The 25,086-nt window shown below is 29.0% G+C and carries 20 protein-coding genes and 3 tRNA genes; 14 read left to right on the forward strand and 9 right to left on the reverse strand.

The window, feature by feature from the left end; translation table 11 throughout:
- The first annotated feature begins 71 nt into the window (after positions 1–71).
- Positions 72–461 carry a hypothetical protein gene (locus tag AAC008_RS00870; protein ID WP_339886844.1) on the forward strand — a complete coding sequence of 130 codons (390 nt, stop codon included), beginning with the start codon at positions 72–74 and terminating at the stop codon, positions 459–461.
- A gap of 82 nt (positions 462–543) precedes the next feature.
- Here AAC008_RS00870 and AAC008_RS00875 read toward each other — a convergent pair.
- The 3 genes from AAC008_RS00875 to AAC008_RS00885 all read right to left on the reverse strand — a co-directional run bounded on the left by AAC008_RS00875 (position 544) and on the right by AAC008_RS00885 (position 833).
- Positions 544–617: transfer RNA gene (locus AAC008_RS00875), tRNA-Arg, on the reverse strand.
- Between the two features lie 36 nt (positions 618–653).
- A tRNA-Pro gene (locus tag AAC008_RS00880) sits at positions 654–728 on the reverse strand.
- Positions 729–746: 18 nt separating this feature from the next.
- A tRNA-Ser gene (locus AAC008_RS00885) sits at positions 747–833 on the reverse strand.
- Between the two features lie 264 nt (positions 834–1,097).
- Here AAC008_RS00885 and AAC008_RS00890 point away from each other — a divergent pair.
- Together AAC008_RS00890 and AAC008_RS00895 are read left to right on the forward strand one after the other, a co-directional pair.
- Positions 1,098–2,276 carry an acetyl-CoA C-acyltransferase gene (locus AAC008_RS00890; RefSeq protein WP_339886846.1) on the forward strand — a complete coding sequence of 393 codons (1,179 nt, stop codon included), beginning with the start codon at positions 1,098–1,100 and terminating at the stop codon, positions 2,274–2,276.
- A 78-nt stretch (positions 2,277–2,354) separates the two neighbouring features.
- The gene (locus AAC008_RS00895) at positions 2,355–3,116 is read left to right on the forward strand and encodes a C40 family peptidase (RefSeq protein WP_339886848.1); all 762 of its coding nucleotides are present in this window, start codon (positions 2,355–2,357) and stop codon (positions 3,114–3,116) included.
- 34 nt (positions 3,117–3,150) lie between these two features.
- Here the strand turns inward: AAC008_RS00895 and AAC008_RS00900 are convergent, their stop codons facing one another.
- Together AAC008_RS00900 and gyrA are read right to left on the reverse strand one after the other, a co-directional pair.
- A complete protein-coding gene (locus tag AAC008_RS00900) occupies positions 3,151–4,350 on the reverse strand; it encodes a hypothetical protein (protein WP_339886850.1) in 1,200 nt (399 codons plus the stop codon).
- Between the two features lie 45 nt (positions 4,351–4,395).
- The gene (gene gyrA, locus AAC008_RS00905) at positions 4,396–6,975 is read right to left on the reverse strand and encodes a DNA gyrase subunit A (protein ID WP_339886852.1); all 2,580 of its coding nucleotides are present in this window, start codon (positions 6,973–6,975) and stop codon (positions 4,396–4,398) included.
- Positions 6,976–7,222: 247 nt separating this feature from the next.
- Here gyrA and AAC008_RS00910 point away from each other — a divergent pair, with 247 nt between their 5' ends.
- From AAC008_RS00910 to AAC008_RS00935, 6 genes are all read left to right on the forward strand, one after another.
- A complete protein-coding gene (locus tag AAC008_RS00910) occupies positions 7,223–9,775 on the forward strand; it encodes an ATP-dependent Clp protease ATP-binding subunit (protein WP_339886854.1) in 2,553 nt (850 codons plus the stop codon).
- Between the two features lie 66 nt (positions 9,776–9,841).
- The gene (gene rimK, locus AAC008_RS00915) at positions 9,842–11,209 is read left to right on the forward strand and encodes a 30S ribosomal protein S6--L-glutamate ligase (protein ID WP_339886855.1); all 1,368 of its coding nucleotides are present in this window, start codon (positions 9,842–9,844) and stop codon (positions 11,207–11,209) included.
- A gap of 1 nt (position 11,210) precedes the next feature.
- Positions 11,211–11,591: a hypothetical protein gene (locus tag AAC008_RS00920; protein WP_339886856.1), complete on the forward strand. Its 381-nt coding sequence runs from the start codon at positions 11,211–11,213 to the stop codon at positions 11,589–11,591.
- 5 nt (positions 11,592–11,596) lie between these two features.
- Positions 11,597–11,773, forward strand: a complete 177-nt coding sequence (locus AAC008_RS00925; protein ID WP_339886857.1) for a hypothetical protein — start codon at positions 11,597–11,599, stop codon at positions 11,771–11,773.
- 4 nt (positions 11,774–11,777) lie between these two features.
- Positions 11,778–12,362 carry a TMEM175 family protein gene (locus AAC008_RS00930; protein ID WP_339886858.1) on the forward strand — a complete coding sequence of 195 codons (585 nt, stop codon included), beginning with the start codon at positions 11,778–11,780 and terminating at the stop codon, positions 12,360–12,362.
- 2 nt (positions 12,363–12,364) lie between these two features.
- Complete coding sequence (locus AAC008_RS00935; RefSeq protein ID WP_339886859.1) at positions 12,365–12,724, forward strand: DUF1304 domain-containing protein; 360 nt, start codon at positions 12,365–12,367, stop codon at positions 12,722–12,724.
- A gap of 3 nt (positions 12,725–12,727) precedes the next feature.
- Here AAC008_RS00935 and hutH read toward each other — a convergent pair whose 3' ends face one another.
- Positions 12,728–14,230 carry a histidine ammonia-lyase gene (hutH, locus tag AAC008_RS00940; RefSeq protein WP_339886860.1) on the reverse strand — a complete coding sequence of 501 codons (1,503 nt, stop codon included), beginning with the start codon at positions 14,228–14,230 and terminating at the stop codon, positions 12,728–12,730.
- Between the two features lie 265 nt (positions 14,231–14,495).
- Here hutH and gcvT point away from each other — a divergent pair, with 265 nt between their 5' ends.
- From gcvT to AAC008_RS00955, 3 genes are read left to right on the forward strand one after another with little or no spacing between them, the layout of a single operon-like run.
- Positions 14,496–15,578, forward strand: coding sequence for a glycine cleavage system aminomethyltransferase GcvT (gene gcvT / locus AAC008_RS00945; protein WP_339886861.1), 1,083 nt, complete (start codon positions 14,496–14,498; stop codon positions 15,576–15,578).
- Between the two features lie 5 nt (positions 15,579–15,583).
- The gene (locus AAC008_RS00950) at positions 15,584–17,596 is read left to right on the forward strand and encodes a S41 family peptidase (RefSeq protein WP_339886862.1); all 2,013 of its coding nucleotides are present in this window, start codon (positions 15,584–15,586) and stop codon (positions 17,594–17,596) included.
- A 9-nt stretch (positions 17,597–17,605) separates the two neighbouring features.
- Positions 17,606–18,637 (forward strand): hypothetical protein, encoded by a 1,032-nt coding sequence (locus AAC008_RS00955; protein WP_339886863.1) that lies wholly within the window; start codon positions 17,606–17,608, stop codon positions 18,635–18,637.
- 67 nt (positions 18,638–18,704) lie between these two features.
- Here the strand turns inward: AAC008_RS00955 and AAC008_RS00960 are convergent, their stop codons facing one another.
- Positions 18,705–19,100 (reverse strand): response regulator, encoded by a 396-nt coding sequence (locus AAC008_RS00960; RefSeq protein WP_339886864.1) that lies wholly within the window; start codon positions 19,098–19,100, stop codon positions 18,705–18,707.
- Positions 19,097–21,451: a PAS domain S-box protein gene (locus AAC008_RS00965; protein ID WP_339886865.1), complete on the reverse strand. Its 2,355-nt coding sequence runs from the start codon at positions 21,449–21,451 to the stop codon at positions 19,097–19,099. Before AAC008_RS00965 ends, AAC008_RS00960 begins: the two co-directional genes overlap by 4 nt.
- 213 nt (positions 21,452–21,664) lie before the next feature.
- Here AAC008_RS00965 and AAC008_RS00970 point away from each other — a divergent pair, with 213 nt between their 5' ends.
- Complete coding sequence (locus AAC008_RS00970) at positions 21,665–22,375, forward strand: YebC/PmpR family DNA-binding transcriptional regulator (RefSeq protein ID WP_339886866.1); 711 nt, start codon at positions 21,665–21,667, stop codon at positions 22,373–22,375.
- Between the two features lie 153 nt (positions 22,376–22,528).
- Entirely contained in the window at positions 22,529–24,595 is a 2,067-nt protein-coding gene (locus AAC008_RS00975; RefSeq protein ID WP_339886867.1) for a tetratricopeptide repeat-containing sensor histidine kinase, read from the forward strand.
- A gap of 8 nt (positions 24,596–24,603) precedes the next feature.
- Here the strand turns inward: AAC008_RS00975 and AAC008_RS00980 are convergent, their stop codons facing one another.
- Positions 24,604–24,945: a tRNA-binding protein gene (locus AAC008_RS00980; RefSeq protein WP_339886868.1), complete on the reverse strand. Its 342-nt coding sequence runs from the start codon at positions 24,943–24,945 to the stop codon at positions 24,604–24,606.
- Between the last annotated feature and the right edge of the window lie 141 nt (positions 24,946–25,086).

Here is a 25,086-nt window from a genome sequence, read left to right on the forward strand (position 1 = left end):
TTAAATATAACCATTTATTTAATAGTTAGCAGTAACATTACCTAAAAAACGAGTAAAATCAATGCATACATATGAATTTATTCAAAAAAATATTTAATTTAAAAACATCTGAAACTATTAAAGAGGATAAATCATTCGAGGAAATTTATACAGATTTAGGTATGTTTGAATATAACGAGCAAGGTTTTAAATTTACATCAAAAGATTCTGAAAATTTTATTAAATGGACAGATATTGAAGAAATAAATGCTTATAAAAAAGACGTTTATGCTTATGATTTAATAATGATGGAAATTTGTTTAGGAGAGAATACCTTGATAATTAATGAAGAAACTCCAGGTTGGTTTCAGTTAGTAATAAAACTAAAAGAAATGTTTCCTAATATTCCTAAAGATTGGGAGATGAAAATTACTCAACCACCATTTGCAAAAAACTATACAAATATTTTGAAAAAGGCTTAAAAAAAGATACTTTTCTTAAGAAAATCAACAAATCAATAACCTATAAAAACAAAAAAGCCTTGCAAATGCAAGGCTTTTTTTGTGATCGCGCCAGGATTCGAACCTGGGACCTACTCATTAGAAGTGAGTTGCTCTATCCAGCTGAGCTACGCAACCAAAATTTTAAATTATGAAGCAATAAAACTTCATTTGTCGGGGTGGCAGGATTCGAACCTGCGACCTCCTGCTCCCAAAGCAGGCGCGATGACCGGGCTACGCTACACCCCGAGGTGTGAAAAAAATAAGCGGAGAGTAAGGGATTCGAACCCTTGGTACAGTTTCCCATACGCTTGTTTAGCAAACAAGTCCTTTCGGCCACTCAGGCAACTCTCCAATCTTCTAAATAATATATAAGAACTTATCTTTTTAGCGGTTGCAAATGTAGGATTAACATCTTATTATTGCAAGAGAATTTGATAAAATTTTTTAATAAAAAATTCATTTTGATTAAAATGAATTAATAATCAAGCATATAGAATATAAAAAAATAATTAGTTTATAGTATAATCAATACTTAATGACATCTTTTTAGTGAATTTAATTTCAAATTAAGAAAAAATAGCTAATAATTTATTAAATTCGCAAAAAATAAATAGTATGAGTACAAAAGTAGTTATAGTTTCAGCAGTAAGAACTCCTATTGGTAGTTTTATGGGTGCTTTATCAAGTGTTCCTGCGACACAATTAGGTGCAGCTGCCATTAAAGGAGCTTTAAATAAAATCAATTTAGATTTTAATCTTGTTGACGAGGTCATAATGGGTAACGTGGTTCAGGCTGGAAACGGTCAAGCACCAGCGAGACAAGCAGCATTAGCTGCGGGTTTATCAAACAATGTTTCGTGTACAACTATAAATAAAGTTTGCGCTAGTGGAATGAAAGCCGTTATGCAAGGAGCTCAAGCAATTATGGCTGGTGATGCAGAAGTAGTTGTTGCTGGTGGAATGGAAAACATGAGTTTAATTCCTCATTATGTTCACATGAGAAATGGAGTTAAATTTGGACCAACCACTTTAGTAGATGGAATGCAAAGAGACGGTTTGGTTGATGCATACGATAATCAAGCTATGGGAACTTGTGCAGATTTATGCGCAACAGAATATAAAATTTCAAGAGAAGAACAAGATAATTATGCTATTCAATCTTACGAACGTTCTGCAAAAGCTTGGGAAGCTGGAAAGTTTGATTCAGAAATTGTTTCAGTTGAAGTACCACAGAGACGTGGAGATGCTTTAATTGTATCCAAAGACGAAGAATACACAAATGTTAAGTTAGAAAAAATTCCTACCTTAAATCCCGTATTTTCAAAAGACGGAACAGTTACTGCTGCAAATGCTTCAACAATTAATGATGGTGCTGCTGCTTTAGTGTTAATGAGTGAAGAAAAAGCAAAATCTTTAGGATTAACTCCTTTAGCTTACATAAAATCTTATGCTGACGCTGCTCAGGAACCAAAATGGTTTACTACTTCTCCTGCAAAAGCCTTACCAAAGGCATTAGATAAAGCTGGAGTCTCAATCGGTGATGTAGATTATTTTGAATTTAATGAAGCTTTCGCTGTTGTTGGATTAGCTAATGCAAAAATATTAGGCTTATCTGAGGATAAAATTAATGTTAATGGTGGTGCGGTTTCTTTAGGTCATCCATTAGGGTGTTCTGGTGCTAGAATTATTGTGACATTAATTAATGTTTTAGCTCAAAATAATGCAAAAATTGGTGCTGCAGCTATTTGTAATGGTGGTGGTGGTGCTTCTGCAATAGTTATTGAAAGAGTATAATCAAAGTAAAATTTTTTAGAATTATGATTTAGAGTATATTTGTACTTTAAATCATAATTTTTATTTATATCCTACTTAATGTTTGGAATTTGTAACCTAGCCATAGTTCCTCTGCGATTTGAACCTTCTGATAGAAGTGAACAGGTTTCGCAATTGTTATTTGGTGAACATTTTAAAATCATAGAACATAATCCTAAGTGGGTTTATGTGGAATTAGCTTTTGACGGTTATAAAGGTTGGATTGATAAAAAGCAATACCAAACAATTACTGGAGAACATTTTAATATTTTAAATGACATTCCAAATGTTTTGAGTGCTGATTTAATTGAATACATTTCTACTCCTACCAATCAATTGATTCCAATTCCTTTAGGAAGTAGCTTATCTTTTTTAGATAATGATGATATTAATGAATCAAAATTTTCATTTGATGGCATAAAAGTTTGCGGAAAAAAGGATAAATCTGAATTAATTAAAACAGCTTTTATGTATTTGAATGCTCCTTATTTATGGGGCGGAAAATCTCCCTTTGGGATAGATTGTTCTGGATTTACACAAATGGTTTATAAATTAAACGGCTATCAATTATTTAGAGATGCTTCTCAACAAGCTAGTCAAGGTGAACCATTAAGTTTTATTGAAGAAAGTGAACCAGGTGATTTAGCCTTTTTTGATAATGAAGAAGGAAAAATCACTCATGTTGGAATTATGATGGAAGATAATTACATCATTCATGCTTCCGGAAAGGTTAGAATAGATAGACTAGATCATCTAGGAATTTATAATGTTGATACTGGCAGACATACTCATAAACTTAGAGTTATTAAAAAAATTATATAAAAAAATCCCGTTTTACAACGGGATTTTTAATTCTTTATAATTTATCGGCTTTATCTTTCATGCCAATTACTTCATAAGTTGCTTTTAATGTAGTTTTATAATCTACATTTGATTGTTCTAAAGCATACGCCTTTTCGAAATAAGGTAACGCTTTAGTAAAAGACTCTTTTCTTTTAGCTACCAATCTTTCATATTTAGGAATATCATTTAAACTATTGTTTATTTCTTCAACCAATTTTCCGTCATTTGCAATTGCTAAGTACCCTATTTTATACTGCAAAGTTGGATTAGAAGGGTCTTTTTGAATAAGTTCACTTATTAGTCTTGAATATGTTTCTAAATCATTAGAATTGTAATATAAATTTGCTTCTTCTGTTAAAAGCTCTAAATCATCAGAATTAAATTCTTTTGCTTCTTTATATATTTTTTTTGCTTTTTCAACATTGCCATTATTAGCAACTAAATTAGCGTATATCTTATAAATATTAGGTTTTTTTAAGGAAACTTTTTCATCCCTAAGCTTTTCATGAGTTCCTATATTTATTGCATTTTGTCTAGCTTTTGAAGTTGGAAAATTTTCTTCTTTATCTGTTGCTTTATTCGTTGCATAATAAATGACACCGCTTTTTAAATAATCACTATTTAGATATTCTTCATAAAATTTTTCAGCTTTTTTATAATCTTGTGTTTGAAGAGCTAGAATTGAAGCATTTTCAAGATTTGAACCGTCGTTTTTATCAAATTTATAAGCTAAATAAAAAAAATCTGCAGCATCTTTAAAGTTTGAACTTGAATTTAAAGAGTAAGCTTTTTGAGTAATCAATGGTTTTACAAGTGGTACAATATCTTTATTAATATCTTCTGTATGATTTTTTTTTGATAGCTCTTTTTCAAAATCTAAAACTTTTTCAAAATACTCAGCTGTTAATAATAAATTATTATAAGTCAATGCATTTGCAATCCCTGTTTTGTCGCTTGGATTTTTCATTGCAATAACCAAAACATCCATTAAAGGTTGTATTCCTTTATAGAAGTTATAATCATTTTTTTGTTCAGGACTTAAACTATTTACCATCCCATCTAATGACGTAAGAGCAACTTTAACTTTATCTATATCTTTTTGTGATGGTGCTGAACTTAAGTTATAGGTTCTATCTAAAGTTTTTAATTCGTCTGTTTGAGCTAAAATAGCAACACTAAAAAAAAGTGTCACGATAAAAATTATTTTTTTCATATTTAGTAATTTAAAAAAAGCCCAAAACTAATTGGGCTTTGTAATTTATTCTTGTGTTTCTGCTTCTTCAGAAGAATCAGTTTCATTAGCTGAGTTGTTTTCAACATCATCAATTATTCCTTCTTCACCTTCAACAATTTCGCCATCAATAATTTCTTCTTCATCTTCACGAAGTACTTTAGTTACAGCTGCAATAGAGTCTTTTCCTTTAATATTAATTAAACGAACTCCTTGTGTTGCTCTACCCATTGTTCTTAAATCAGAAACATTCATTCTAATTGTTAAACCAGATTTGTTGATAATCATTAAATCATCAGCATCAGAAACTATATTAATTGACACTAAAGCTCCAGTTTTTTCCGTTACATTTAATGCTTTAACTCCTTTTCCTCCTCTATTTGTAATTCTGTAGATAGCTTCTCCGTCTTCTTCTAATTTCGTACGTTTTCCGTATCCATTTTCAGTTACAACTAATAATTGAGTATCATTTACATCATTTTCATCAACAGAAACCATTCCAATTAATTCGTCTGTATCATCTTTAAGAGTAATTCCTCTTACACCAGAAGCAGTTCTACCCATTGGACGAGTTTTAGCTTCTTCAAAACGAACAATTTTACCAGAACGAACTGCTAATAAAACTTGACTGTTTCCTGTTGTTAATTTTGCTTCTAATAACTCATCATCGTCTTTAATCGTAATAGCAGCAACACCATTTACTCTTGGACGAGAATATTTCTCTAAAGATGTTTTCTTAACCTGACCTTTTTTAGTAGCCATAATTACATAATGACTATTGATGTATTCTTCATCTTTAAGATCTTGGGTACAAATAAATGCTTTAACTTTATCATCACTTTCAATGTTGATTAAGTTCTGAAGCGCTCTACCTTTACTAGCTTTTGTTCCTTCTGGAATTTCAAAAACTCGCATCCAGAAACATTTTCCTTTTTGAGTAAAGAACATTAAATATTGGTGATTTGTAGCAACAAATAAATGTTCTAAGAAATCTTCATCTCTTGTGGCAGCACTTTTTTGTCCAACTCCACCTCTATTTTGTGTTTTGTATTCTGTTAAAGATGTACGTTTGATATAACCAGCATGAGAAATTGTAACCACAACTTGTTCATCTGCAATTAAATCTTCAATACTTACGTCTCCACCAGCATATTCAATTACAGAACGTCTTTCGTCTCCGTATTTATCTTTTACTTCTATTAATTCATCTCTAATTACTTGAGCTCTCATTTCTTTACTTGCTAATAACTCTTTTAAATGAGCAATTAACTTCATAAGCTCTTCGTATTCAGCACGTAATTTATCTTGTTCAAGACCTGTTAATTGTCTTAAACGCATTTCTACGATTGCTTTGGCTTGAATTTCTGATAATTTGAAACGTTCAATTAAACTATTTCTTGCTTCTTCTCCGTCATTCGAAGCTCTAATAATTTTAATTACTTCATCAATATTGTCTGATGCAATAATTAAACCTTCTAGAATATGAGCTCTTTCTTCAGCTTTTCTTAATTCGTATTTTGTTCTTCTAACAACAACATCATGTCTGTGTTCAACAAAATAATGAATCAAATCTTTTAAATTCAACATTTGAGGTCTTCCTTTTACTAATGCAATGTTATTTACACTAAATGAAGACTGAAGTTGTGTATATTTATATAATGTATTTAAAACGACATTCGGAACAGCATCACGTTTAAGTTCATAAACGATTCGCATTCCGTTTCTATCAGATTCATCACGAATGTTAGAAATACCTTCTATTTTTTTATCATTAACTAAATCAGCTGTTTTCTTAATCATATCGGCTTTATTCACTTGATAAGGAATTTCCGTAACGATAATAGCTTCTCTGTTATTAGACTCTTCAAAAGTAGCTTTAGCACGCATTACAATACGTCCACGACCCGTTTTGAATGCTTCTCTTACACCTTCATAACCATAAATTGTTCCTCCTGTAGGGAAATCGGGAGCTTTGATATAATTGATTAATTCGTCTATTTCAATTTCTGGATTATCTATAAACGCAAGAGTTCCATCAATAACTTCTGTTAAGTTATGAGGAGCCATATTTGTTGCCATACCTACTGCAATTCCAGATGCTCCATTAATTAATAAGGTAGGAATCTTAGTTGGCATTACTGTTGGTTCGTACAAAGTATCATCAAAATTCAGCTGAAAGTCAACCGTTTCTTTATCTAAATCAGCCAACATATCTTCAGAAATTTTACGCATACGAGCTTCCGTATAACGCATTGCTGCTGGACTATCTCCATCAACAGAACCAAAGTTACCTTGACCATCAACTAACATATAACGTAAACTCCATTCTTGAGCCATACGCACCATAGCATCATATACAGATGTATCTCCATGTGGGTGATACTTTCCTAATACTTCTCCAACAATTCTCGCTGATTTTTTGTGTGCACTATTTGCTCTAACTCCTAATTCGTGCATTCCATATAATACTCTTCGATGTACAGGTTTTAAACCATCTCTAACATCAGGAAGAGCTCTAGATACAATAACTGACATTGAATAATCAATGTAAGCTGATTTCATTTCATCTTCAATGTTAATAGGAATTAACTTTTCTCCTTCAGACATAGGTATTTTATATTAATTTATGTTTAAATCTTTAACGTGCCAATTTACATCTTTTAATAATTTTTATAACTATTTTTTTAAATAAATATCAAAGATTTATTAACAAAAAGATGTTGTTTTTTGATGATAACTCCACTTAAATTAACTTTTGTATTTGAGTTTTTTTTTGTCAATTAGCCTTGTGATATAAAATACCTTTTTTAGTATTCTATATTATTTAGTATATTTACTTGATTAAAATAACAAAATGGACGATAATTTTTCACCAAGAGTAAAAGACGTAATTACCTATAGTAAAGAAGAAGCTTTACGTTTAGGGCACGATTTTATTGGTACTGAACATTTAATTTTGGGAATACTTCGAGATGGCAGCGGAAAAGCCATGACTATAATGAATAACTTAGCTGTTGATTTTAGTCATTTGCGTAAAAAAGTTGAAGTTTTAAGTCCTGCCAATTCGACAGGAATTCAAAATAATGATAAAAAAAATCTTCACTTAACTAGACAAGCAGAACGTGCCATTAAAACCACTTTTCTGGAAGCTAAACTATATAATAGTTCTGCTGTGAGTACGGCACATTTATTGTTGTGTATTCTACGCAATGAAAATGATCCAACTACCAAGTTGATGAAAAAATTAAAGATCGATTATGAAACCGTTAAAGAAAATTATATTGCTATGATAAATAACGAAGAAGATTTTATAGAAAACTTACCCAAAGCCGAATCATATAATGAAGACTCTGGTCAAGATGATGGAATTAAAGATAGTTCTTTCAATAACCCAACATCTGGAAATAAAACAACAAAAAAATCAAAAACTCCTGTATTAGATAATTTTGGTAGAGATTTAACCGAAATGGCAGAAGAAGGAAAACTAGATCCTGTTGTAGGTCGGGAAAAAGAAATCGAAAGAGTTTCTCAAATTTTAAGCCGTAGAAAGAAAAACAACCCATTACTAATTGGTGAACCTGGAGTTGGAAAATCTGCTATTGCAGAAGGTTTAGCTTTAATGATTATCAAGAAAAAAGTATCACGTGTTTTATTTAATAAACGTGTTGTAACACTTGACTTGGCTAGTTTAGTAGCTGGAACAAAATACCGTGGACAGTTTGAAGAACGTATGAAAGCTGTTATGAATGAACTTGAAAAAAATGATGACATCATACTTTTCATAGATGAAATTCACACTATTGTTGGTGCTGGTGGAGCAACTGGTTCATTAGACGCATCAAACATGTTTAAGCCTGCTTTAGCAAGAGGTGAACTGCAATGTATTGGTGCTACAACGTTAGATGAATACAGACAATATATCGAAAAAGATGGTGCTTTAGAAAGACGTTTTCAGAAGGTTATTATTGAACCAACTTCTGTTGAAGAAACCATTACTATCTTACATAATATAAAAGGTAAATATGAAGACCACCATAGTGTGACTTATAGTGATGAAGCAATTGAAGCTTGTGTAAAGTTAACAAATCGTTATATGACTGATAGATTCTTGCCAGACAAAGCTATTGATGCTTTAGATGAAGCAGGTTCTAGAGTTCACATTACAAATATTGATGTTCCTAAGCAAATTTTAGATTTAGAACGTCAGTTAGAAGAAGTTAGGGATAATAAAAACTCTGTGGTCAAAAAACAGAAATATGAAGAAGCAGCAAAACTTCGAGATGATGAAAAACGAATTGAAAAAGATTTAGCTATTGCCCAAGAAAAATGGGAAGAAGATGCTAAAAATAATAGAATTGAAGTTTCTGAAGACAATGTAGCTGATGTAGTATCTATGATGACTGGAATTCCAGTGAATAGAATTGCTCAAACAGAAAGCAATAAGTTAGCTCATTTACCAGAACTTATTCAAGCAAAAGTTATTGGACAAGATGAAGCTGTAAATAAAATTGCAAAGTCAATTCAAAGAAATAGAGCTGGATTAAAAGATCCAAACAAACCAATTGGTTCATTTATATTTTTAGGTCAAACAGGTGTTGGTAAAACGCAGTTAGCTAAAGTATTAGCCAAAGAATTATTTGACTCAGAAGATGCTTTAATACGTATTGATATGAGTGAATACATGGAAAAATTTGCTATCTCAAGATTAGTAGGTGCACCTCCTGGATATGTGGGTTATGAAGAAGGTGGACAACTGACAGAAAAAGTTAGAAGAAAACCTTATAGTGTAATTCTTTTAGATGAAATTGAAAAAGCGCATCCTGATGTATTTAACATGATGCTTCAAGTATTAGATGATGGTCATTTAACAGATAGTTTAGGTCGTAAAATTGATTTTAGAAATACTATTATCATTATGACTTCTAATGTTGGTGCACGTCAATTAAAAGATTTTGGACAAGGTGTTGGTTTTGGTACTGCTTCAAAAGTGGCTCAAGCTGATGACAATTCAAAAGGAATAATTGAAAATGCTCTTAAAAAAGCCTTCGCTCCTGAATTCCTAAATAGAATTGATGATGTAGTTGTTTTTAATGCTTTAGAAAAAGAAGATATCGATAAGATTATTGATATTGAAATGGATAAATTATACTTAAGAATTAAAGATTTAGGATACACTTTAAATTTATCTGAAAAAGCTAAAGATTATATTGCTGAAAAAGGATTTGACAAACAGTTTGGTGCAAGGCCTTTAAAAAGAGCTATTCAAAAATATGTAGAAGATTCTTTAGCCGAAGAAATTATAACATCAAAAATACACGAAGGTGATGAGATTTTTATGGAATTAGATGAAGAAAAACAAGAACTAACCATAACAATTAAAAAACATGAAAAACCTGCTGAAAAGTAGGTTTTTTTTTCTAGTCACATCAAAAAAAAATAGTACTTTCGATTATTATTAAATTAAAAAAATAAAATGCAACAAAAAGTAATTGTAGGAAGCGAAGAATGGTGTTCATTACCAGCAATAGGGATTCCAACTATAAAAGCAAGAGTAGATTCAGGTGCAAAAACTTCTGCTCTACATGCAATTAATATCAAAACATTTTCTAAAGATAACCAAGAATGGGTTAAATTTGATATTAATCCTATTCAAAATAATGCAAAAGCACTTATTCATTGTGAAGCTCAATTAGTTGATCAAAGAATTGTTAAAAGCTCAAGTGGTTTTCGCGAAAAACGTTACGTAATTAGTACAAATGTATCATTAGGTGGTAAAACTTGGGAAATTGAATTAACCTTAACCAATCGAGATTCAATGGGTTTTCGAATGTTACTTGGTAGAGAGGCAATGTCAGGACGAGTAATGGTTGATCCAGAACAAAAATTTGTTTTAGGACAACCTTCAAATGAAAATTTAAAAGCATATTACTACACTGAATCAACAGAAAAAAAGGGACTTCGAATTGGTGTTTTGGCCAGTAACCCAGAGTTATATAGTAATAAAAGAATTATGGAAGCTGGAGAAATGCGTGGTCATGAAATGCACTTCTTAAATTTGAAGTATTGCTACATGAAATTAGATGCTGATACACCTGAGATTCATTATCGTGGTGGAAAAATATTAGATAATTTTGATGCAGTAATTCCAAGAATTCGTCCAAGTATGACCTATTATGGTTGTGCTTTAACTAGACAATTTGAAGCTTTAAAAGTTTTTGCGTTAAACAATGCAGCAGCTATAACACAATCTCGTGATAAACTATTTTCATTGCAATTGCTTTTAAACAGCGGAGTCGATATTCCAACAACTGGTTTTGCTAATTCTCCTTTAGATACAGATGATTTAATTAAAATGGTTGGTGGTTCTCCCCTAATCGTAAAATTATTAGAAGGAACACAAGGAAAAGGTGTAGTTTTAGCTGAAACTAAAAAAGCAGCTGAATCTGTAATCAATGCTTTCAAAAGTTTGAATGCTAATATATTAGTTCAAGAATTCATTAAAGAAGCAAACGGAAAAGATTTACGTCTTTTTGTTGTTGATGGAAAAGTTGTAGCTTCAATGCAAAGAGAAGCTGCTCCTGGAGAATTTAGAGCTAACATTCATATGGGAGGAACTGCTTCAATTGTAAAAGTAACTCCAGAGGAAAAGAAAATCGCAATAAAAGCTGCAAAAGCAATGGATTTAAAGGTTGCAGGTGTTGATATTATTCGTTCAAGCAAAGGGCCTTTATTGTTAGAAGTAAACTCTTCTCCAGGTTTAGAAGGAATTGAAGGTGCTACAAATAAAGATATTGCTGGAGAAATGATAAAAGCGATTGAAAAAAACTTTAAATGGAAATAAAATGAAAAAAAATATTCTCTTATTTGTTCTTTTTTTTAGTATTTCAGCTTTTAGTTATGCTCAAAACTGTAAGAATTACAAAAATGGTAAATTTAAACTTCAAGATGATGAATTAGGTGTAACCTATATCATTGAAAGAAAAGGAAATTTACAAACAGAAAGGAAATTAGGTGAAGATTTTGTACTCGACTTTGAAGTCATTTGGATAGATGATTGTTCATATATTCTTAAAAGTTCCAAAAAAACAGCCGAGTTTTTAAAATCTGATGCTGATTTAATAGTAAAAATTAAAAGCATTAATGGTGACTTTTTAGAATTGGAAATGCATATGAAAGACCATCCTCAATCAAAATTAACAACTGTTGTTGAAGTAATAAATTAATTAGCATGATTAAAGACTACAAAATACCATTTGTAACGTTTTTAACAGGCATGGCTATTACAATTTTAGGCACTTTATTTAAAATAATGCATTGGCAATTTGCAAGTGGTTTATTAATTATTGGGATGACCTTGGAAGTTTTAGGTATAATACTATTAATCAGATTAATTCTTAAAAAATAAAACTGTGAACAAAAATAGACTTGAAGCTTTTAGTGATGGAGTTTTAGCTATAATTATTACAATCATGGTCTTAGAGTTCAGTGTTCCTGAAGGACATACTTTTGAAGCTCTAAAACCATTGTTGCCTAAAGTTTTAGGTTATATTTTAAGTTTTATTTATGTTGCAATTTATTGGAATAATCACCATCATCTAATGCACGCTGTTCAAAAAGTAAACGGAAAAATACTTTGGGCAAATATGCATTTGCTTTTTTGGTTGTCATTAATACCTTTTTCAACGGCTTGGCTTGGTGAAAGTGAATTTGCTCATTTTCCGTTATTGTTATATGGAATAATTCTTTTAGGATGTGCAATTGCTTATTTCATTCTTCAAAGACAAATAATTAAATTTGAAGGAAAAGATTCTTTAATTTTCACCTCAATTGGTAAAGATTTTAAAGGAAAGTTATCGACCCTTCTGTATATAGTTGCCATACTATTTGCTCTTTACATTCCAATTATTTCAGGGATAATTTATATTACTGTTGCCTTGATTTGGCTTGTTCCTGACAAAAGAATTGAAAAGAATTTCACCAATAAAAACAATTAATTATGAATATCTTATCTCAAATAATTATCGGATTTGTTGCCTTTTTACATCTATATTTTCTTTGGTTAGAAATGTTTGCATGGACTACTAAAGCACCAAAAGTATTTACTAACTTTCCAAAAGAATTGTTTTCTCAAACAAAAGCTATGGCTGCAAACCAAGGTTTGTATAATGGTTTTTTGGCTGCAGGTTTGTTATGGACTTTCTTTATTTCAGATGAAATGTGGTCAAATAATATCGCATTATTTTTCTTAAACTGTGTACTTGTAGCAGCAATTTATGGTGCTTATTCCATTTCTAAAAGAATATTTTATGTACAAGGAATTCCTGCTATTCTTGGAATTTTGAGTTTATTTCTTTAAAACCTAATCCTCCAACTCTATCTGAAAACTTTGTAAAAAAGCAATCGTTTTCTCAATATCATAATGCAAAATTCGGTCTTCTTTTACAAAAGAAACTTCATCTCTATAAGATTTAATAAAACTTTCAATAAATTCGCTTGATTTTAAAGGTCTTCTAAATTCTAGTGCTTGTGAAGCATTCATTAATTCAATAGCTAAAATACGTTCCAAATTATCTACAATTCGCAATGTTTTTGTTGCTCCATTTGCTCCCATTGAAACGTGATCTTCTTGTCCGTTGCTAGAAACAATACTATCAATACTCGCTGGTGTAGCTAATTGTTTATTCTGACTAACAATACTTGCAGCTGTATATTGTGGAATCATAAAACCTGAATTTAATCCAGGATTATCTACTAAAAATGCAGGTAAATCACGTAAACCTGAAATTAATTGGTAGGTTCTTCTTTCAGAAATACTACCTAATTCTGCTAAAGCAATTCCTAAAAAGTCAAAAGCTAAAGCCAATGGTTGTCCGTGGAAATTTCCTCCAGAAATAATTTCATCATCACCTACAAAAATATTTGGATTATCAGTAACAGAGTTAATTTCGGTTCTAAATACTTTCTTTACATAATCGATTGTGTCTTTACTCGCACCATGAACTTGAGGCATACATCTAAAAGAATAAGGATCTTGCACATGTTTCTTCGGTTGTGAAATGATTTCACTATCTTCAAGTAATTCTGTTAATCTTCTAGCCGTTTGAATTTGCCCTTTATGAGGTCTAATTAAGTGAATTAAATCGTTAAAAGGTTCAATTCTACCATCAAATCCTTCTAGAGAAATAGATCCAATTAAATCAGCTAAATAAGATAATTTATTAGATTTCAACAAGATATAAGCTCCATAAGCACTCATAAATTGAGTTCCGTTTAGCAATGCTAATCCTTCTTTTGATTGCATTACAATAGGTTGCCAATTCATTTTTTCCATTACCTTTTTTGAAGGTTGTCTAAAACCGTCATAATACACTTCTCCTTCTCCAAGTAATGGTAAAGATAAATGGGCTAAAGGTGCTAAATCTCCACTTGCTCCTAGTGAACCAAGTGTGTAAATTACAGGTAAAATATCATTATTATAAAACTCAATTAAACGTTCAACCGTAGCTAATTGAACACCTGAATGTCCATAACTCAAAGATTGAATTTTCAATAACAACATAATTTTAACAATCTCACTAGGAACTTCTTCACCTGTTCCACAAGCATGCGATTTTATTAAGTTTTCTTGAAGTTTTGTTAAGTTTTCTTTAGAAATTTCTACATTACATAACGAACCAAATCCCGTGTTAATTCCGTAAATAGGTTCACCATGAGCTTTCATTTTATCATCTAAATACTTTCTACATTTTTCAATGTTTACTATGGCTTCTTCTGATAAAGCTAACTTTTTATCTTCTAATAAAATTGTATGAATTGTTTCGATCGATAATAAATCTGAACTTATATAATGTATGGTTTCCATTGCTTGTTTTTAATATTCCCCAAAATTCTACAAACGAATTTTAAAAAACAACATTTTTAGGTAATCTTTTGCACATATGTTAAACAATGTTTTTAAATGGTAAAAAAATATCAACTTAGAATACGAGATTCCCTAGCCCTGATAGCAGTGAAAATCCTTTTTGTTTTTGAAAAAAATAAAAAGATTGTAACGTATAGCAGGAAATAGCTTCAAATTAATAAATTTTCAATAAATTAGCGACTTTAAATTTTATACTTATTTATATATGAAAAATACAGCTTTATCACACATTCACGAAAGTTTAGGGGCAAAAATGGTTCCGTTTGCAGGTTTTAATATGCCTGTGCAATATGAAGGAATTAATGTTGAACACGAAATAGTGAGAACTGGTGTTGGTGTTTTTGATGTTTCGCACATGGGTGAATTTTTGTTGTCTGGTGAAAATGCTTTGGCTTTGATTCAGAAAGTATCTTCTAACGATGCTTCTACGCTTGAAGTTGGAAAAGCTCAATATTCATGTTTACCCAATAATGATGGTGGAATTGTAGACGATTTAATCATTTATAAAATTAAAGATGAGCAATATTTATTGGTTGTAAATGCCTCAAATATTGAGAAAGATTGGAATTGGATTTCATCTCATAATGATATGAATGCAGATATGAAAGATTTATCAGAAGATTATTCTTTGTTAGCTATTCAAGGACCAAAAGCGGTTGAGGCTATGCAAAGCCTAACTTCTGTTGATTTATCACAAATTAAATATTATCATTTTGAAGTTTCAGATTTTGCTGGAATTGAAAATGTAATTATTTCAGCAACTGGTTATACTGGTTCTGGTGGATTTGAAATTTATTGTAAAAATACTGAAGTTGAACAAATTTGGACTAAAGTTTTTGAAGCTGGTGCATCGTTCGGAATTAAGCCAATTGGTTTAGCGGCTCGTGATACGTTGCGTTTAGAAATGGGGTTCTGTTTATACGGAAATGATATTAACGACACAACTTCTCCGTTAGAAGCTGGTTTGGGTTGGATTACAAAATTTACTAAAGAATTTACTAATTCTGAAAATTTAAAAGCTCAGAAAGAAGCTGGTGTGACTCGTAAATTAGTTGGTTTTGAAATGATTGATAGAGGAATTCCGCGTCATGATTATGAAATTGTTGATGCAAATGGGAATATTATTGGTATTGTAACTTCTGGAACACAAGCTCCTTCTCTTGGAATTGCTATTGGAATGGGTTATGTAACTAATGAATTTGCAACAGCTGATTCAGAAATTTATATAAGAATTAGAAATAAAGATATTAAAGCAAAAGTGGTTAAAATGCCGTTTTATAAAAAGTAATTCTTTTGAAAAAAATCTTATTCCTAATTTTTCCATTATTTGTATTTGGACAAACTAACAAAACTGCTTGTGAAACTTTATTTCAAATTAATGAAGTCATTCAAGAGAGACATTATAAGCCGAAAGCCTTAAATGATAGTTTGTCTAAATACGTTTTTACAGCGTTTTTATCTGAATTAGATGAGAACAATCGTCTATTCTTAGCAAGTGATATAAATACTTTAAAAAAGCATCAATATAAAATAGATGATTATATAAAAGACAAAGATTGCCAGTTTTTGGAAGATATTTTTAAGGTTTATACAATTGCATTAGCCCGAAATAATAAGATTTATAGCCAACTTGAAAAGGAAATAACTTCTTTTGAAAGTACAGAAACTATTTTGTTTTCTAAAGAACCTTACCCTTATGTTTCTGATGAAATTGAACTAAAAAAAAGAATAAAAAAATCAACTTTATTTCAAATACTTAAAAATATTGCAGAAACAAGTAAAAACAAAGATTCATTAGTTCAAAATTTCTCAAAATTATCCCTCGAATCAAAGAAAAAACTATTTGAATTAAATAAATGTAAATCAGCAGAATTCAATTTTGACCAAACTCAGTTTAATTCTAAATTTTTTAATGTTTTTTGTTCTTATTTTGATCCTCATACTTCCTTTTTTTCAAATGATGATAAATCTAACTTTTTGTCAAGTGTAAGTTCTAATGATCTTTCATATGGTTTAATGGTTTCATTAAATGATAATGAAGAAATTACAATTGAAAATATAGTTCCAGGAAGTTCTGCCTATTTTTCAGACATAATAGAGATAGGCGATCAAATTATTAAAATTAAAGCAAATAATGAATCTTTTGAAATTTCATGTGCTACAAAAGATAAAGTTGAAACTATTTTTAATTCAAGTGACATAAAAAAAGCTGACTTTACTTTAAGAAAAAAAAGTGGTGAAATTTACAAAGTTAGTTTAGATAAAAATCAGCTTACAAATTATAGTACTTCTCTTTATAGTTTTATTTTGAAGAAAGAAAATAAAAAAATTGGATACATAAAAATTCCAAGTTTTTATGGAGAAGTTGGTTCTGGACAAACAAATGTAAGTGATGATTTAGCCAAAGAAATTTACAAATTAAAAAAAGATGGAATTGATGGTTTAATTGTTGATGTACAAAATAATGGTGGTGGATCTATGATTGAAGCTATTAATATAACTGGAATGTTTATTGATATTGGTCCTGTTGCTATTTTAAATGATAAACAAAATAAGGTTGAAACGGTAAGAGATCCAAATAGAGGCTCTATTTATACTGGTCCTTTAGTTGTATTGGTCAATGCCTATTCAGCTTCAGCTAGTGAGTTTTTTGCTAATGCAATTCAAGATTATGAAAGAGGTATTATTGTTGGAAGCAAAACTAGAGGAAAAGCATCTATGCAAACTATTTTGCCCTTGAATAGTGAAACCAATGATTCTTTTATAAAAGTAACAATTGAAGGATTTTATAGAATAACCGGAAAAAGTAATCAATCAATTGGAACAATTCCAGATGTTGAAATACCTTTTTTGTTTGATAATCAAATCAAGCGTGAAGAAAATACGCCAAATGCTCTTCAAAATGATGAAGTAGTTCCAAAAATGAGGTTTTCGTTATTTAATAACCCTAAAAAAAATGAAGTTATTTTAAAAAGTAAATCAAGAATTAAATTAAATAATGAGTCAAATAAAATTATTGCAATGAATAACAAAATTGATGCAATTTTTGATTTTAATTTTGAACCTATACCCTTAGACTTTAATGCTGTTTATAATGAAGTTGATAAAATTAATTCAACATGGAGAGAAATAAAAACGCTTACCGAAATACAATTTCCTATTGAAATTGAACAAAGTCAAGTTGAAATTGAATACCAACAATTTGATGAGTTTGTTAAAAGCAGTAATTTAGAAAAAACAAAAGCAATTAAAAGTAATTTACATATTTTTGAAGCCATCAATATAATAAACGATTTAACACAATAAAGATTTAAGATGAAACTAAAATTAATTTTATTAGCACTATTAATTCAATTTAGTACAAGTGCACAAGAATTTAATACTCCTGTTGACTATCTATCACACATAGGTAAAGAGCAAGATTTAATCGCTAAAAGTACATGGAAATATACTAAAACAGTTGCTCATTCTAAAAGTGCTAGATGGATAGATAATACTAGAAAACAACTTGTTACGAGTATTCAAAATGCAACAAAAAAAATAAGTGCCATAAAAGATGGGTATAAAGGTGACCAAGAATATAAAAATCAAATTTTAGATTATTTAAGCATTGTTGAAAAAAATATTAATGAAGAGTATAGCAAAATCATTGATATGCAGGAAGTTGCAGATCAATCTTATGATTTAATGGAAGCCTATATCTTAACTAGAGATTTAGTAAATGAAAAACTGGATGCAGAACAAGAAAAAGTAATTAATGCTCAAAAGTCTTTTGCTCTAAAATACAATGTAAATCTTAGTAATGACACTTCAGAATTAGGAAAAAAAATGCAAAAATCTAATGAAGTTTTTAAATATAAAACTGAATTGTATTTAATTTTCTTTAAAGCTTATGTAACAGATTCTTATTTATCAAATGCAATTGAGAAAAAAGATTTACCAGCAATAGAGCAAAATAAAAATGCTCTTATTCAATATGCTGATGAAGGTTTAGAAAAAATTAAAGCAATAAAAGCATATAATAACGATAGTTCTGTTTTAAATGCAACTAAAAAAGCATTAGACTATTTTAAGAAAGAAGGGGAAGATTATGCTCCGAAAATTACAAATTTTATAATGTTTAACGATAAGTTTGAAAATGCTAGAAAAACATTAGAAGCAAAGAAACAAAAAGATAGAACAAAAGAAGAAATTGACAATTATAACGCTATGGTTAAGCAAGTTAACACTGAAATAAACAACTATAACAAAGAAAACAATTCTAACTTTCAAGAAAAAAATAAAGCAATTAATAATTGGAATACAGTAGCAGATAATTTTGTCTCAAAACATGTTCCAGTGGATTAAATAATTTAATTATAAAAAAAGACGCTTAATTATTAGCGTCTTTTTTTTATGAAAGGAATTAATAGTTTTAAGAAGCTATTTTTATTAAATCATCTAAGCTTATTGGTTTAGATAAAAAACCTTTAATACAAGGGTTTTTGTCTGCTTTTATCTTATCATCAATAGCAATTGATGAACTTGATATAAATATATTTATTTCTTCTTCTTTTTCAAAGTTTTGTTTTAAAATACTAATTTCATCCATAAATTCCCAACCATCCATAACTGGCATTTCTATATCCAAAAGTATTATATCTGGTAATTTATCTTTTAAATTTAATGTTTTTTTTATGGCAGTAGATGCTTCTTTTCCATTTGAAAAAGTTTTAACAGTATCAAATATTTCGGTTTTTGAAATTAATTTCTGGATAATAATTTTAAAAATTGAATCATCATCTATTATCCATATTGATTTTTTTTTCATAAAATATAAATTTTAAAAGTGGTTCCTAGGTTAAGCTCACTTTCTACAGTAATGCTACCACCCATTGCTTCAATTTGATTTTTAGTAATAAATAAACCAATTCCTCTTGAATCTTTACTATTACTAAAGGTTTTATACATTCCAAAGATTTTATTTTTATATTTTTCTAAATCTATTCCAATTCCATTATCGGCTATCTCTATAACTTTTAAATTGTTTTCTTCATAAAAATTTATAGTAATAATTGAACTTCTCTCTTTATCACGATATCTTATTCCGTTAGAAATAATATTGTAAAGTATACTTTCTAAGTATGCAGAATTGTAATTTACTTCTATTTCATCACTAACTAAATTATTAATGGTTACATTATTAGATTTAATTTGACCTGATAAAACGGTTAATGTTGACGCTATATAATTAGATAAATTTAATTTTTCAGTAGTTAATGATTTATTTGTTTGAATGTTTACAACTTCATTTAAATTCATCAACGTTTCATTCAAAGAGTTAGAAACTGATTTTAATAAGCCTATCATCTCTTCTCTTTCATCAATGTCGTCAGTAATTTCAATTAAACCAATTAACGAACTAATATTACTTGTATGAGATCTTAAATTATGAGATACAATATACGAAAAATTTAATAATCGCTCATTTTGCTCTGTTACAAGACTAAAAGAAGTGTTTAAATCCTTTTCAATTTCTTTATTTTTCGTAACATCAATCATAATACCTCTCAAACTAACTGCTACATTATTTTTGGTTACAACATTTACAATATCTCTAAGCCAAATTATTGATCCATCTTTTGCTACCATTCGATATTCAAAATCATGATCTAAACTTTCAACTACTTTTTTAGAGCAAAAATCAACAATGTTATCCCTGTCTTCGTGATAAATATGATCTTGCCAAAAAGTTTTACTAGACAGCCACTCTTCTGAAGTATATCCTAAGATATTTTCAACTTTTTTACTTATAAATGAAAATTCAAAAGTATTCGCATCACATTCCCAAACTATTCCATCAATTGTATTGATTAACGACTCAATTCGATTTTGAGAGTTTACTATTATTTGCTCATTTTTTTTTCGTTCTGTAATGTCTTCAACAATTGAAATAAAAGTATATTCTTTAAAATTATTATTCACAAATAAAGGGGTAACCGATAAATTTACCCAAATAATTTTTCCTTGCTTTGTATAATATCTTTTTTCCATGGAATATTGTTCAATTACTCCACGTTCTATATTTTTTATATATTCTAGATCTTTATCTAAATCATCTGGGTGAGTAATTGATTGAAAATCTTTATTTTTCATTTCACTCTCACTATAACCTAATAATTCACAAAAATTCTCATTAATTTCAATAAATTTACCCGTAGTACTATCGATATTTGCAATTCCCAAAGCTGCTTGATCAAAAATAGTCTTAAATTTAATTTCGCTAGTAACTAGTTTATTTGCTTGTTCTTCAATTAATAATTGTAATTCTTCTGGTTTTTTTAACAACAAAATTGTAAAAAGACCTAGAGTATATGATACCATTAATGATATAAGAATCTTAAACATAAACTCATTTAATAAAGTTTTTGAGTTTTTATCAATTATAGAAAATTTCCAATCACCGTCCGGTATATAACTACTTACATGGTTATTATTAGTCATTTTTATATATTCTGGTAAGAAAAAATCTTCTTTTTTAGTATTTGGATTTACTTTTGATAATTGAAAATAGAAGTTTTTAGTATTTAATGTACTTATTCCGGAAGTCAATAATAACCTATCCATTTTTATTACAACTGCAGAAAAACCCCAGAATTTACTTTTTATATAAACAGGTAACCTTCCTACAATTCCTTGCCCTCCTTGTGCTAATTCAAAAGGACCTGCAAAATACATTTTTTGATTTTGAATTGATTTTAATGATTCCTCTCTAAGCTCTTTGGATTTTAAAATATCTAAACCCATAGCAGCTTCATTTCCTTGCATTGGATAAATATATTTAATTATTCCATTTGGAACCAACTGAACTGCATTTATACTGCTATTTGACTCCAACAGCTTTTTTCCTATAGAATCAAAATTTTGGGGAATTCCTTCATCATTAATTGTTAAAGCTAAAGTAAGTGTTGTTGTATAACAATTTTTAAGCGATTGTTCTATATTATGAGTAATTACATTTAGGGTATTACTCATTTCTACTCTTTTGTTTTCTTTATTTAATTGATAGTTTTGATATGCTATGTAAATAAATAAAGAACTTAAAGCAAAAAAGACTATAAAACCAACTGATTTTGGTTTGTTAAAAAACCAATTAATTAATCTGTAAACATTTTTAAACATTTTCTTCTTTTCTAAATATAAATTTTAAATAATTATCACTGTTAAGTTATTAAAAAAAAGTAATATTAGCTACAATAATACGTTTCTTTGCTTGTTTTGAAAAATAATTCTTTTAAAATTGCAAGTAAATTACAAAATCATGCTTTATTGTTTAACTAATTTTGATATTGAATCTAAAAAAATTATTTTTGTCCTGTTTAAAATAATATAGTAATGGGAAGAGCATTCGAGTTTAGAAAAGGTAGAAAAATGAAACGTTGGTCAGCAATGGCAAAAACCTTTACACGCATAGGAAAGGATATTGTAATGGCTGTTAAAGAAGGTGGTCCAAATCCTGAAGCAAATTCTAGATTGAGAGCAGTAATACAAAACTCTAAGGCAGCAAATATGCCAAAAGAAAATGTAGAACGTGCCATAAAAAAAGCAACCGAAAAAGATACTGAAGATTATAAAGAAGTTTTATTTGAAGGTTATGCGCCTCATGGCATTGCCATTTTAATTGAAACTGCAACTGATAACAACAACAGAACAGTAGCAAATATTAGAAGTTATTTTAATAAATGTAACGGAACATTTGGAACACAAGGTTCAGTTGAATTTATGTTTGATCATACCTGTAATTTTAGAATTCCAGCAGAAGGACAAGATTTAGAAGAATTAGAATTAGAATTGATAGATTTTGGTGTAGAAGAAATATTTGAAGATGAAGACGGTATTTTAATGTATGCTCCTTTTGAAAGTTTTGGAAATCTTCAAAAAGAACTAGAATCTAGAAATTTAGAAATACTTTCTTCAGGATTTGAAAGAATTCCTCAAGTAACAAAAGAACTTTCACCAGAAGAAGCTGCTGATGTAGAAAAACTATTAGAAAAGATTGAAGAAGATGATGATGTGATGAACGTTTATCATAGCATGAAAGAGTAACTTAGTTGACTATAATCTTTATATCACAATTTATTTTGAGATATTCTGTTGTAATTAAATCTCATTAAATTCATTATTATTTTTAAAATCTATTAAAAGTATATTAAAATTATGTATTATTGCTAAAATAGTATTGTAATTTTCTTAATTTTCATGAAAAAAATTCCAAATAAGTATATATTCTTCTTTGTACTAATTCTAATTATTGTTGGAATCTATTTTTTCTCTAAAAAAGAAAAATCCTTTGATTATATAACTACTTCTAAAAAATATGAAATTGATGAATCCTATTTACAAAAACCAAAAAATGGTAAAGAAAATGTAATACATGATCTTCAAAAATTAGATTCTGTAATCTTAAATAAAAGTTTATCAATTCTTTCCCAAGTTAAAGTTTTTGACTACAAAAGGTATGCATATGAAGCATTTATTAACGATTATGAAATGGCACACATATATGCTGATTCTGCTATTTCAGTCATATCAGGAAAAGATCCTGTAACTTACAAGGATGAATATGCAATAGCTTATCTCTGTAAAGGCGATGTATTTTATAGTCAAGAACAGTTTAATGAGGCTTTTGCCTATTATTATAAAGCAAAAAAATTAGGATTAGGTTATTTTGATAGCTGCTTAAATTCTGAATATAGTTACAGAATTGCCATGATTTACTATAAACAGGAATCATATGAAGATGCAAAAGACAACTTTATTAATGCTTTTAATGACTCCGAAAGTTGTCCAGACATAATGGACAACTACCATAGAAGACAACAAATTCTATCAAATATTGGACTAAGTTTTTATCAGCTCAAAGATTATGATAAAGCAGAACACTATTATCTATTGGCACTAAAATTCATAACCGAAAATTCTAAGAAATTCCCTTCTGAACCTAGGAAACACAATGAGGCTTTAGGTGTTGTATATGGAAACCTTGGAAATGTTTATTTACAGAAAAAGGAATATTCAAAATCTAAATCCATGTTAAAGAAAGATATTGAAATAAATCTTTCACGTGGAAATGATATAAGACACGCTCAATCGAGTTACCTTGGCTTGACAGAAGTATTTTTAGAAGAAAACAAACTTGACAGTGCTTATTTGTCTTTAAAACGTTTAAAAACAACCTTAGACTCAATAAGTACCAAAAAACATTTAGCAGAGTGGAATAAACTGATGCATGCTTATTACGAAAAGAAAGAAAATATTCCAGAAGCTTACTATTATCTTAAACAATATCAAATTAAAAAAGATGATTGGTTGACATATAAAACAAATACTACAACTGCCGATTTAAAAAAACAATACGATTTATTTGAACACCAACACAACCTTGAAATACTTCAAACAGAAAATAATTTAAAAAAAATATATCTTTTTATAACTATTTTTATTGCAATACTAGTAGTGTTATTACTGATTATCATTTGGTTGAGTTGGAAAAAATCAAAAAATAATTTTAATGAGCTAAGCAAGTTAAACATTACTATTTTGTCTCAAAATATGGAACTTGAAGATGCTTTTAATGTTATAACTGAAAGCAATAAAGAAAAAGAGAAACTACTAAATTTAGTAGCACATGATTTAAGAACTCCTATTGCTTCTTTATCATTAATGGTAGAATTAATCATGGATGAAAAGGAAGAAAAAGAGAGAAATGAATTAATAGGATTAATGAAAATAGCTTGTGGAAACGCCTTAAATCTAATAAGCGAAACTTTAGAGTCAAACAAGAATATTATTAATAAAATTCCAAAAAACACGGTTATTATAAACGATTTCTTAGTAGAATGTACAGCTTTATTAAAAATATTGGCCGATGAAAAACAAATTTTTATAGATTTAGACCTTCCAAAAGAAAAAATAATTGGAAATATAAACCTTGAAAAATTTAAAAGAGTTATAAATAATCTTGTAATTAATGCTATAAAGTTTAGTGCAAAAGAAACAACAATAAAAATTAGTGCTTTTGTAAAGAATGATAGACTCTTACTTTCAGTAAAAGATCAAGGAATAGGAATTGAAGAAAATATAATAGATAGAATTTTTGAATTGGAATCCTTTGAATATAAACGCTCAGGTACAGATGGAGAACAATCCTTTGGACTAGGTTTGCCTTTCTGTAAGCAAATTGTTGAAGAACATAACGGTGTAATTCGGGTTGAAAGTGTAGTAGGAAAAGGGAGTACTTTTTTAATTGAAATACCCTTAAAGTAATTATTTTTTTAACCAATTCTCAATCCATTTTCAACGGGTTTATCTGAAGATAATAAAACAACTTCTTTCTCATTTCCAATTGAACCTAAAAGAAGGCACTCACTCATAAACTTTCCTATTTGTTTTTTTGGAAAATTGATTACAGCTACTATTTGTTTACCTATAAGTTCTTCTTTGTTGTATTTTTCTGTAATTTGAGCAGAAGTCTTCTTCACTCCTATTACATTACCAAAATCAATATGAATTTGATAAGCTGGATTTTTAGCTTCGGGAAAATCATTTACTTCTAGGATTGTTCCAATTCGCATTTCGACTTTTTCAAAATCAGACCAAGTTAATTTGTTATGCATATATTCCGAACTTTTTCAGAATCTTTTTAATAAAGATTCTATATTAATAAGTTCAAAAATAAGAATTTCTTGTAACCTTTTATCAAACTTTCCGTATAACAATTAACTATTAACTATTAACTATTAACAAAAACCATAAAC

Source organism: uncultured Flavobacterium sp., from assembly GCF_963975515.1.
Taxonomy (GTDB): Bacteria; Bacteroidota; Bacteroidia; order Flavobacteriales; family Flavobacteriaceae; genus Flavobacterium.